7 protein-coding genes are annotated in these 12,261 nt (G+C 52.1%); 6 read left to right on the top strand and 1 reads right to left on the bottom strand.

Features of this window, described 5'->3' with window-relative positions:
- Positions 1-183 precede the first annotated feature (183 nt).
- On the bottom strand, positions 184-1,269 hold the full coding sequence (locus VF399_12280; protein ID HEX7321117.1) for an IS110 family transposase: 1,086 nt from the start codon (positions 1,267-1,269) through the stop codon (positions 184-186).
- 320 nt (positions 1,270-1,589) lie between these two features.
- Here VF399_12280 and VF399_12275 point away from each other — a divergent pair, with 320 nt between their 5' ends.
- The 6 genes from VF399_12275 to VF399_12250 all read left to right on the top strand — a co-directional run bounded on the left by VF399_12275 (position 1,590) and on the right by VF399_12250 (position 12,261).
- Entirely contained in the window at positions 1,590-4,685 is a 3,096-nt protein-coding gene (locus VF399_12275) for a tetratricopeptide repeat protein (protein HEX7321116.1), read from the top strand.
- Positions 4,658-7,957 (top strand): tetratricopeptide repeat protein, encoded by a 3,300-nt coding sequence (locus VF399_12270; GenBank protein ID HEX7321115.1) that lies wholly within the window; start codon positions 4,658-4,660, stop codon positions 7,955-7,957. Before VF399_12275 ends, VF399_12270 begins: the two co-directional genes overlap by 28 nt.
- A 55-nt stretch (positions 7,958-8,012) precedes the next feature.
- Positions 8,013-9,839: a glutamine--fructose-6-phosphate transaminase (isomerizing) gene (gene glmS, locus VF399_12265; protein HEX7321114.1), complete on the top strand. Its 1,827-nt coding sequence runs from the start codon at positions 8,013-8,015 to the stop codon at positions 9,837-9,839.
- 30 nt (positions 9,840-9,869) lie between these two features.
- Positions 9,870-10,883, top strand: coding sequence for a DUF4931 domain-containing protein (locus VF399_12260; GenBank protein ID HEX7321113.1), 1,014 nt, complete (start codon positions 9,870-9,872; stop codon positions 10,881-10,883).
- A gap of 67 nt (positions 10,884-10,950) precedes the next feature.
- Complete coding sequence (locus tag VF399_12255; GenBank protein HEX7321112.1) at positions 10,951-11,640, top strand: HAD-IIIA family hydrolase; 690 nt, start codon at positions 10,951-10,953, stop codon at positions 11,638-11,640.
- Between the two features lie 3 nt (positions 11,641-11,643).
- Positions 11,644-12,261: a hypothetical protein gene (locus VF399_12250; protein HEX7321111.1), complete on the top strand. Its 618-nt coding sequence runs from the start codon at positions 11,644-11,646 to the stop codon at positions 12,259-12,261.

Here is a 12,261-nt window from a genome sequence, read left to right as displayed (position 1 = left end):
CCCTGCTATATGAAGGTTGTCAACTAGTGATTTTGTTATTTACATCCGGCCTCCGATCATTATAATTGGTTATCCGAAGCGGTACCTAAGCGGGAAACCCCATCCTGCTATTCGTCCATGAAGGGACAAGGTAACTTATTCGGAGTGGCTGGGCGGCCTAATCTTGACACGAATCATTTAAGATTAAAGGGTTGTTGAGGCTTGTCCAGCCATTTTATTGTATGTCATGCAGGTTGCATAATCGATATCCTTGGTCTGCATATGATAGACGATCCCGGCGATTTTCCGGGCGAGAGCGATGCGCGCGACGGCCATCCCTTTGCGGTTAAAGGTATGTCGGTAAAAGGCTTTAAGCCGGGTGTCGGTTTGGCGGGCGCGCATTGCGGCCAGCGCGATCTCGATGTAAATCCGCTTCAGGTACATATTAGCTTGTTTAAAGAGCTTGCCCCGCCAGTATTTGCCGGCGCTGCCCAGGCAGCGCGGGACTAAGCCAGCGTAACTGGTATAATGCTTGGCCGACGGGAATCGGTCCATGGGACCGCTTTCATAGAGAATGGTCAGGGCGGAGAGTTCACCGATACCGGGCACAGTGGTCAATTGTCGAGCCGCGGGCGTGATTTTGACCAGCCGGTGGATCTTCGTTTCCCAATCGGCAATTTGTTCGGTCAAGAGGTCGACGTGGACCAAGGCCTGGTGGATGATCTCCGGGTAGGGCGGATCCAGCGTCAGCCGGTTCAGGGTCTTGCGGTCATTGGGCGTGAGGACGGACTCCAGGTCGTCCCGACCCGCGCCGTCCCAGATATTGCTGTGTTCCAGGTTGATGTTGAACTTGGCGAGCACGGACCGGATTATGTTCTTGAACCGGGTCCGAAAGACCAAAAGTCCCAGCCGGGTTCGCAGGAGCTCCCGGATATTGCGGTCGGCCCGCGTCGGCATCCAGCAGGTCGGTAACAGGTCCGCACTGAGCAGCTGAGCCAAAGTCTGGGCATCGACCTTATCGTTCTTGATGCGGGCGTGGGCAATCGCTTTGGTCTGTACCGGATTGGAAAGCACCACGTCCAATTCCAGTTCCTGGAGCAGGTCGACCAGCCAATACCAGTTGGCCGTGGATTCCACCGCAATCTTACAGGGTGCTTCCAGGGCCCGAAAAAACTTCCGCACCACCCGGGGCTCATTCGCCAGCTGGCGCGTCGATTCCACCGCCTGCACCGGATCATATACGTGAACCTGCGAAAACTTACGATGCAAATCAATGCCAATGTAATTCATAATGCCTCCTTCCTACCAGTATAACCTAAAAAACCGCGTTCCATAGGCCTTCATATTATATCTTGACATTTCTCATTTAGCGCTTAGAATATAATAAGTAGCGTGGAGGTGGAAATGTGCAAAATACATAATAAATGCCGGTGTATATTTCGCTATACTGAATATTGGCCAAAGGACATTGCTTTAAAAATTCACTGTAATGAAATAATGTTTTTATTTATGTAGATAATTACCCCAACTACTACTTGTAGATTATCTGAAAATCCATTGTTAATTTCAATATCTTGTAATATTTTTCAGAATGGTTATAATATTTGTCTATGAAGGAAAAACGGCTGGTCACAGTATTGTACGCAGACCTTGCCGGCTTCACCCGCCTTACTGACGAGTTGGGCGCCGAAGCAACGACTGATTTCATCAACAATTGCTACAACGTTATCGATTCAATAATCCACAGCTATGGAGGCACGGTGCTGCGCCACGAAGGCGACCGGGTCATGGCAGTCTTTGGTTTTCCAAAAGCGCGCGGCAAGGATTCGTATTACGGACTGATCGCGGCCCTGCGCGTCCGTGAAGCGGCCAAGATGTTCGCCTATCCGGTCGGCGTGCATGTCGGCGTCGCATCCGGAGAGGTCATTATCGAAGGCATTGACCTGTACGGTCCGGTCATTGAGGAAGCATCGCACCTCGAAGCGCTGGGCGAAGCGGGTGATATTTGTCTAAACAGGAATTGCTGCGAAATGAATAAGCTCCTGTTCGATCACAAGGAAGTAAAGGAAGGTGGATATCAATACTGGAAGCTGCAGAGTGAAAAGACATTGCTTCAGGAATACCAGACCGAATACCTTGACCGCGATCCAGAGTTCAACCAATTCACCGGGTTTCTGAACTGCCAGGAAAAATTGATCGTGATCACGGGCCCGGCCGGTATCGGCAAAACCAGGTTCATCCACGAATCGCTGAGGGCATTGAACCAGAATGACGGTTACAACATCCACGTCATTTCGTTTTTGGGCAGCGGCAGCAGCGGACCTTATGGCAGTATCGTGCGCGTGATCCGCACGCTGAACGCCGACTTCACACTTGAAAAAACGCAGGAGCTTTCCGACGATCGCTATCGTCTGAAGTTGTATGAAAGCTTTACCCAAATCCTGTTCAACGAGTCGCGACGCAAACCGCTGATCCTGGTTTTCCAGAGCATCGATTTGATCGACACCGATTCACTTGAATACCTAAAATACCTCGTGAATAACATGCAGAGCCACGCGCTGACCCTGGTCATCGAGACCCGCAGCCGGTCCCGCCAGGTGCTGGATGCGCTCAGCACGAGCGCCGCTGCGCCCCCAAAGATGGTGACGCTTCAACCGCTTTCAAGCGATCATGCGAAACAGATCGTGGATAGCCTGACCGAAAAAATCGAATTGCCGTCCGAACTTGCCCAGCGCGTGATCGAACTCTCCCAGGGCAATCCGCTCTACCTGGAAGAATCGTGCCATTACATACTCCATGAATTCCACCTGGGGAAAAACCCCAGGCAGATCGTGCTGCCTTTCCGGTTGCGCGAACTCGCCGGCTACATTATCGACACGATCCCGGCCAACTACCTGTGGGGGTTGTCCATATTTTCCGTCTATGGATACGAAATAAACAAGAAGATCCTGCGCTTGTTGCTCCCCGATTACAACGAATTCGTGAAATTCTGCATGAACGACAACCTGATCCAACTGGACAGCGATCGGGTCTTTTTCAAGACGCCTATTATCCGGGATGAGCTATACGCCCGCCTGTCCAAGGAAATGCGTCAAAAATTCCATGGCGAAGTGGCGAAGGCGCTTGAACAGAACATGCCGCTCGTCGATTCAACCGGGCTGATCGCTTATCACTTCCAAAAAGCCGGGCACAACGAGAAGGCGTTCGTGTTCACGGTGCAATGGGCGCACTATCTTGAAGATACCCACATGACCCAGCAGGCGATAGAGGCATATTCCACCGCGCTTACATTGGCCGAAAGCGTCGAGCCGGCCAGGACATTCGAGCTTTTGCTCAAGAAAGCAAACCTGTTAAACCGGATGGGTGACCGGGAAGGGGAAAGGGAGGCAGTCAAGCGTCTGATCGCGCTGGCCGATGGGTCGGGTAGTGCTGAGCAACGCTATGCGGCAAGACAGGCCATGGGATTTTATCATGATTCGATCGCCGATTACGCACCGGCCATCATTATTTATGAATCGCTGCTGCAGGAGGAGGAAACGCCGTTCGTGCTGCAAAGGCTGGGTTTGATCCACTACAACCAGGGGAAACTGCGTGAATCCGGGGAGTTGTTCACGCGGATGCTGCAGCGGGCGCAGGCAATTGTCGACTCGAAACTGGAAGCGACTGCGTATGAAAAACTAGGCGTGGTCAGCCAAAGGCTCGGCGAGGTCGATAAGGCTCTTGAAAACTACCATCGTGCAAAAGCGCTGTTCGAACGCAACGGCGATACTGTTTCTCTTGGTTACCTCACGGCGGAATTCGGCAACCTTTATTTTGATCTAAGTCGCTACCATGATGCGCGCGCCATGTACAACGAGGCATTAAAGATCGCCATCATGATCGGCGACGAGGTTTTCAAGGCCGAGATGCTGAGAAAATTGGGTAATGTCAGCTATACCCTGGGAGATTACGACCAGGAACTGGCATATTTGAGCCAGGCTCTTGAGATCAACAAGAAAATACAGAACCGGCGTGGTGAAGGAGATGTCTACCATAATATGGGGATAACGCTCACCGATCTGGGTTATTACGAGAAGGCACTGGAACATTTCAACGTGGCCCTGAAGATCGACGAAGAGATCAAACACCTGGAAGGGGTGGCACTCCATCTCGGCGACATGGCTGACTGCTATATCGGGATCGGAAAATTTGACGACGCTCAAGTGAACCTGGAGAAATGCCTGAAAATACTGGAGCAGTTGCGGATAAAAAACCACCTTGCTTTTTATTATAATCACTACGCCCGCATCCTGCATCTGCTGGGCCAAAGCGAAATGGCGAAAAAGATGTCAGAGAAGAGCATAGCCTTCGCGATCGAGTCCAAGTATGCCGGCTGTGAGGTTCTCGGCCTGTCGAATTATGCCGCGATATGCCTTGACACGGGCGATCGCAACAAAGCCTTGGAACTTTCCGTAAAGGCAACCTCGAAACTGCAGCGACTCGCGGAGCTGGAAGGCAGCAGGGCCGCGGTCTTTTACACCCATTACCGGATCTTGTCCGCGCTGGACCAAAACGGCGATGCGGATCAATATCTGGAAAAAGCGTACCAGGATATAAAATCAAAAGGCGACCGGATAAAAGACCCGAACTATAAAATGAATTATTTTGCGATCAAGGAAAACCATGAGGTTTTAATGCAATGGGAACGATCAAAGAAGCCCAGGTAAAGCCCTGCTGTGTTCTTTTCGCTCAAATAACCGGCCTCGAGCAGGTTGCCGACGCGGAAGATTACGCCGACATCATAAAATCAATCAACCTGGTCATGGACGATGCGGTTAAACTTTACGAGGGGCATGTCGACAAGCATGAAGGCAAAGTGCTGATGGCGACCTTCGGCGTTCCCACTGCGCACGAAGATGATCCCGAGCGCGCTGTCCGCGCTGCGTTGTTGATGCGCAAAAAGACATGCGACGCAGCGACCCGGGCGTCAATGCCGTGTCAGGTCAAGATCGGCGTCAATATGGGCCGCATCTTCGCGAGTTCAGTCGGTTCCGATATCAAGAGCGAATATACCGTGATCGGCGACGCCGTCAATATCGCGGCCCGAATCATGGAATCAGCGGTCCCCGGCGAGATCAGGGTAAGCAGTGAGGTTTACCAGCTCACCCGACCGGTCTTCGAATTCGGCAAACCCCTGGAATTCTTGCCGCAGGGATCGCGCAAGGCCGTGTCGGTATTCACCGTGGACGCCATGAAGACCGGATTCATCAAGCGCCGCGGTATCGAAGGGCTGCAGTCGCCGATGGTCGGCAGGGCAGCACAGCTGCGGATTCTAAGCGGTCTGATCAATGCTCTATTCGATCGCCAAGGCAGCACGGTCTGCATCCTCGGTGAAGCGGGAGTCGGAAAATCGCGACTGATCGAAGAACTGTTCACTTATTCGCTGGGATTCTCGCTGGAAAAAGCCCAGAGCATAAACTGGTGCGTCGGCCGGTGTTCGCCATACCGGGAGATGCTCTACTTCCCGTTCATCGAGATCATCAAGGACCTTTGCGCGATCACGCCCGATGATACTGAAAAATCGCTGATCGCCAAGCTGCTGCGGACGATCGAGCAGCTGACCGGAGACCGATCGGAGGAAGTCTTTCCCTATATCGCCAATCTCTTTGCGATCAAATTGGAACCGCACCACGAAACCAGGATCAAGCATCTTGACCCTAAGGAGATCAGGCTGCAGACGCATATTGCGATCGCCATGTTGCTGGGGAATTACGCGCTTTCAAACCCGACGGTCTACTGCATAGACGATCTATACCTGGCAGATTCATCAACCCTGGATATGCTCAAATTCATGATCGAAACAATGCCTGACATGCCGGCGTTAATGATCATGATCTCGCGTCAGGAAAAGGAAGAGCTTTTCGCCCGGACCCTTGAAGAGATAAAAAAAACGATACCCGTCGTCATGATCTCGCTGACCAGGTTGGACCTTAAAGAAACCAAGGAAATATCAAAAAACCTGCTGCAAGTCCCGCGGGTCTCCGAGCGGTTGATCAGCGAAGTGGTGACGAAATCAGAAGGCAATCCGTTCTACCTGGAAGAGCTGTTAAAGCTGTTGATCTCCCGCGGCATCATCTTCCGCAAGGGCGAGGAATGGCTGGGTACGGAGACCGCCATGCAGATGGAGATTCCATATTCGATCGAGGGCATAATCCGCGCACGGTTCGACACCATGAACCGCGATGCCCAGGGTATCCTGAGCGAGATGGCGGTCATAGGCCGCACGTTCTCACTGGGCATTCTCAAGCGCATTACGGCCTTTTGGGAGAACGCTGAAGAACTGATCAACGGGATCCGTGAAAGCGGATACATATATACCGTGAATAATGATGAATTTTCCTTCAGCCACGCGCTCGTGAGGGAGGTCATATATTCAACCCTGTCCGCCCGCCGGTTGAAGGAACTCCACTTGAAAGTCAGCACCGCGATAGAACAAATCTATGCCGACCGGTTGCCCGAATTCTATGAACTGCTCTTTGAACATTACAGCAAAACAGATCGAACCGACAAGACCATTGATTACGGGATCAAGGCGGGCGACCTGGCCAGGAAAAGGTATGCCAGCCTTGAAGCTACCGCCTATTACCTGTCGGTCATGAAGGTGATCGGCGAGCGATCCGAAACCGCCGACCTGCGGGCCAGCGTCATATCCAAGCTCGGCGACATCTACGCGCTGACCGGGCAGAACGACGATGCCTTTGCCATGTACGCCAAGGCGCTTGAACTGACGTCGGACCCGGCACGCCGTGCTGCGCTGTACTGCAGCATTGCGGATACATACCAGCGCATCAGCGACTATCCGTCGGCGCTTGGTCATTATGAAATGGCGAACCAGGAACTTATCGGTCGTCCGGAGACCGAAAAACTCGAGATCCGGATCGGCATCGCCTGGGTCCACTACCTGCGCGGCGATTATGAAGAATCCCGCCAGATCCTGGAAAAAGCGGCCACAAGCGTGACCGATGCCACGACCGTCGAATACCGCAGTTTGCTGGCGCGGATCTACAATATCCTGGGGTCCATATATTCGCACCTGGGTACGACCGCAAGATCGTTCGCATCGTACAACCGGGCGCTCAAGCTTTATGAGCTGCTCGATGACATGACCGGCCAGGGGGTTATCTACAATAACATTTGCGGCCACTATAGCAGTCGCGGCGACTATCTGAAATCTCTGGAATACCTTCAGCGCTCAAATGACATTGACCGGAAGACCGGCAATCTACTGGCACAGGCCATATCGACCTATAACATCGGAGATACCTATTATGAGCTAGGCGATTTTGATGAGGCGGAAAAACATTATCGCGAATACCTGGCGATCAATGCTCGGATCAATAATAAACTTGGCAACGGTTACGGGAACTACGGCCTGGGTACCCTTGCCCTGGAACGGGGCGACAATAAAAATGCCCGTGAATATTTGACCGTGGCGGCGGGCATCTTCAAAGCCCTCAACAGCCGGATCATGGAACTGAACGTCCTCCTCAGTCTGGCTGAAGTGCACCGCGTCGAGGGAGACTATGATGCGGCATTCAATATGTGCGCCGGCATTCGTGAAGCCAGCCGGGAAACCGGTGAGAATACGATCGCCCTGAGTTCCATCCTGCAGCAGGTGAAGACCAAGGTCATGATGGCGCTCAAAGACCATAAACTGATGGTCTCGCATATCCAGGAAGCCACAAAACTGCTAGAAACAGCCGAAAGCGTGCGCAGGACATTCGACGTCGACCAGGAAACGTTATTTCTCATGCGTTTTTATGCAAGCGAGGTCGCTTACTACCGCGGTGATCCCTCGGCAACCATGAAAAATCATCAGGAGGCCAGGCAGGTCCTGAACGACATCCTGGAACATTTGCCGGATGAGCGCAGGGCAGCGTTCAAAAAAAGACGGATGATCCGCGAATTCGAGGATTACGAGAAAACCATCAAGGCTTGAATTCCCGGTCTGGATCCCAATGTTGACACAACCTCGATATTCGGTATAATTCCCAATGTGCGGTATTGTCGGTTATGTGGGAAGCCGGGACGTTGCCAGCGTGCTGCTGGGCGGCCTGTGGCGTCTCGAGTACCGGGGCTACGATTCCAGCGGTATCGCAGTCATCGAGCATGATGAGCTGGCGATCCGCAAGGTCCCTGGTAAACTGAGCGAACTCGACGCGCTGATTAAACGTGAACCCGTGAAGGGCAAGGTCGGGATCGGTCACACACGGTGGGCCACGCACGGCATTCCGCATGAAATGAACACCCATCCGTTCCTTGACTGTAACGAGCAGATCGCCCTGGTCGTGAACGGCATTGTCGAAAATTATATTTCACTCAAAGAAAGTTTGGAAGAAAAAGGTCATATCTTCCGTTCCTTCACCGATTCCGAGGTTATCGTCCATTTGATCGAAGACAATATCGGCCGCGGTCTATACGAAGCGGTACGCAGTGCCGTGGCGCAGTTGATCGGCAATTTCGCCTTTGCGGTCATCTACTCGGGAGAGCCCGATAAGATCATCGGCGCGCGGCATGACGCGCCGTTGGTCTGTAGTTTCAATGCCGACGAAGCCGGTCTGGCGTCCGACTTCTCGGGTTTGCTTTCGATCTTTGACGAGGTCATCGACATGCCCAATGATACGGTCAGCTTGATTGCGCCGGGTCGCTGTACGGTCACCAATTTCAAGGGGGAACCGATCGCTGTAAAGCCACGCAAGGTGACGATCAAGATCACGGACATCGATAAAGGGAGTTATCCTCATTTCATGTTAAAGGAAATATTCGAACAGCCCGCGATCATGCAGGGTATAATCCAGGAACGGATCAGTGATGGCAAGATCAATCTGGGCACGGATCTAAAGCTGACTGAACGCGAGATCCGCAACCTGTCCCGGATCTTCATCCAGGCTTGCGGCACCAGCTGGCATGCCGGTGTTGTGGGGAAATACTTGATCGAGCGGTTCGCTCGGATATCGACCGATGTTGATATCTCGAGCGAGTTCCGGTACCGTGACACGGTCCTTAACGGCGATACAATGGTCATGGCGATCAGTCAGTCAGGAGAGACGGCGGACACGCTGGCTGGACTGCGCGAAGCCAAGACGCGCTTTTTGAAAGTCCTATCACTGGTCAACGTTGCGCAGTCGAGTATTTACCGCGAGTCGGATAACAATATCACAATCATGGCCGGCACCGAGATCGGCGTTGCCTCCACCAAAGCCTACACCGCCGAACTTCTCGACCTGTACCTGCTCAGCCTTCATCTCGGTCATGTACGCGGTTTTGTTAACAGCCGGGACTTTGCTGACCACCTATCGTCGATCCAGCGAATACCCGATTACCTGAAGGAGATCCTGGACAATGCCAGCCTCGTTGAAAAGATTGCGGGCGAATTCTACAACGCCCGGGATTTTTTGTTCCTGGGGCGCGGCATAAACTACCCGACGGCGCTTGAGGGTGCGCTAAAATTAAAGGAAATATCGTATATTCATGCGACCGGTTATGCTGCGGGCGAGATGAAACATGGACCGATCGCGTTGATCGACCAAAAAATGCCGGTCGTCTGTATTAATCCCCAGTCCAGCGTATACGAAAAGATGTACAGTAATATCGAAGAAGTATCAGCCCGACAGGGCATGATCATCAGCGTTATCAGCGCAGGCGACACGAAGACCAGGAATATGAGCAAGTATGTCATCACCATACCCGAAGGCACCGAGTATCTGTCGCCGATCGTCGCCGTCGTCCCTCTGCAGCTCCTCGCATACTATATCGCTACGATGAAAGGTCTCGATGTGGACCGGCCCCGGAACCTGGCAAAGAGCGTCACAGTTGAATAATCCAGGGTTCGTTTCAATATAACCACTGCCATGTCCGAAGTCCGCCGCGATATCGTGACCGATACCTGGGTGATAATCGATCCCGATAATACGGACATCCCCGAGATCCCGCATGAAAAACCAGAAATTGTGCAGTCCTGCCCGTTCGATGAGGGCAACGAATCCCAAACGCCGCCGGAGATCTACGCTGTTCGCGACAGCACATCGAAGCCCAATGGTCCCGGCTGGAAAGTCAGGGTCGTACCAAACATCAATCCAATCTTAAGGATTGAAGGCGAACTGAAAAAATTCGGCATGGGTGTGTATGACATGGTCACTGGCATCGGTGCGAACGAGGTAATTATCGAAACTCCTCGACATTTGGAAAATATTTTTGAGCTTCCTCCTGAAGATATCCGGCTGGTTCTGCAGACCTACCGCACGCGCATCACCGACCTGCATAATGACAAGCGCATGCGCTACATCCTGATCTTCAAAAATCACGGACACCTGGCCGGTTCATCGACCATCGCGCATACGCATTCCGATCTGATCGCCCTGCCGGCAACACCAGTACGTATAAAATTGAAATTGAAGGGGACCTTTGAATATTACAGCTACAAAGAAAGATGCCTGCTGTGCGATATCATACAGCAAGAGATCGAATTTGGCGATCGATTAGTATTCCAGTCTGACCGTTTCGTGGTTTTCACGCCTTACGCCTCGCGGTTCCCTTTCGAAATGCTGATCCTGCCGAAAAACCATTCGTTCTCGTACAAGCGCATAACCGACGAGGAATGCAATGACCTGGCTTACGTTTTGAAAAAAACCTTCAATTCGCTCGACCGGACGATCGGCATTCCGCCCTATAATCTGATCCTTAATGACAGTCCCAATCTCCTGCCGCGTTCCGACTACTGGACCACGATCGAGCAGGACTTCCACTGGCACATCGAGATCATCCCAAGGATCTACCGGACGACCGGATTTGAACTCGGCACCGGTTTTTACATCAACCGACTATCACCGGAACGAGCCGCCGCCCTGCTGCGCGCGAACCTATAACGCCTTCTTTGATTATGTTCTTTATCGCCGTCATCCATTTTTCTTATCGCTGTAATCATATTTTCCAATGATCAAAGCCATTATTTTCGACCTTGACAATACGCTGGTCGACTTTATGGCTATGAAGGACGCTTCCATAAATGCCGCGATCCATGCCATGATCGACGCTGGTTTGAAGATCTCCAAGCGCAAGGCGCGCGAAAAAATATATGCGATCTACGGCGCAGAGGGGATCGAGGATCAACGAGTGCTTGACAGGTTCCTAACCAAGGAATTGGGGACGATCGATTACCGCATCCATTCGGCCGGGATTATCGGATACCGTCGGGCCCGCGAAGCGGCCCTGGTCCTGTACCCGCACGTCCAGCTCACGCTAATGAAACTGATGAAAATGGGATTGAAGCTGGCGGTGGTCACCGATGCGCCGCGGCTGCAGGCTTGGCTCAGGCTCTCGCAGTTGAACCTGCAATACATGTTCGACGTGGTTATCACTTTCCAGGATACGCGCAAAAGGAAACCGGACCCCGCGCCATTTAAAGCTGCGCTTAAACGCCTTAAGGTTAAGCCGCATGAAGTTATCATGGTCGGCGACTGGGCGGAACGAGACATTACGGGCGCCAAGCTCATCGGCATGAGAACAGTGTTTGCTCGGTATGGAGATACCTTTGGTACGATCCATTCCGGCGCTGACTTCGAGATCGACGACATAATGGACCTGGTCGGTATCGTCGAAAAGCTGTTGCGAAATAAGCGATAGATCATGCTTTTTTTTCTCATCAGCTTGATGATACCATCCCACGAATCCTTTATCTACCAGACAAATGACAAGGGCAAGCTGGGCACACTGACGGTGACGCTTAACAAGGACAGCGTCGGGTACCGCGTGCGCTATGTCTCCGATCGTCTCATCGATGTCATAATCGATACGGTTGATTTCCGGACGCTTTATGTTTACAAACTTGTAAAGGGTAAATGGGAGTTAAGTATTGAACGACGCAACAAATTCATGGTGAATTTCAAGGGCAGAAAGACGAGCTATGAAGAAAAAGGCCCCATTTTTGACCGCCACACTCTGGATTTTGTGCTTAGGGGATTCAATTACACAAAAGATTTTAAGCACCGGATTCGGCTCAACGTGCCCGAATTCATGGTCATCAACGCGGACCTGTCGGTCATTGGCGCCGAGGTTATCGACACGCCCGTGGGTGAACTTTCCTGCTGGAAAGTCATGATGATGCCGCGCGTGATCTTCGTAAAAATGAAATTCTATTTCTGGATCGAAAAGGAATTCCCGCACCGGTTCGCGAAATATGCTGATTCCTCGGGCAAAAACCAGATCCTGCTCGTTGAATATTCAATGGACGACGAGGAACAATGA

Source organism: bacterium (assembly GCA_036382775.1).
Classification (GTDB): Bacteria; Hydrothermota; Tepidihabitantia; order SM23-42; family JAOAFX01; genus DASVHD01.
This window is presented reverse-complemented; position numbering and strand designations above follow the sequence as displayed.

Bases quoted from the DNA above. Each gene is read 5' to 3' on its own strand.
- VF399_12280 (HEX7321117.1), bottom strand. From the start codon at position 1,269: ATGAATTACATTGGCATTGATTTGCATCGTAAGTTTTCGCAGGTTCAC.
- VF399_12275 (HEX7321116.1), top strand. From the start codon at position 1,590: ATGAAGGAAAAACGGCTGGTCACAGTATTGTACGCAGACCTTGCCGGC.
- VF399_12270 (HEX7321115.1), top strand. From the start codon at position 4,658: ATGGGAACGATCAAAGAAGCCCAGGTAAAGCCCTGCTGTGTTCTTTTC.
- glmS (HEX7321114.1), top strand. From the start codon at position 8,013: ATGTGCGGTATTGTCGGTTATGTGGGAAGCCGGGACGTTGCCAGCGTG.
- VF399_12260 (HEX7321113.1), top strand. From the start codon at position 9,870: ATGTCCGAAGTCCGCCGCGATATCGTGACCGATACCTGGGTGATAATC.
- VF399_12255 (HEX7321112.1), top strand. From the start codon at position 10,951: ATGATCAAAGCCATTATTTTCGACCTTGACAATACGCTGGTCGACTTT.
- VF399_12250 (HEX7321111.1), top strand. From the start codon at position 11,644: ATGCTTTTTTTTCTCATCAGCTTGATGATACCATCCCACGAATCCTTT.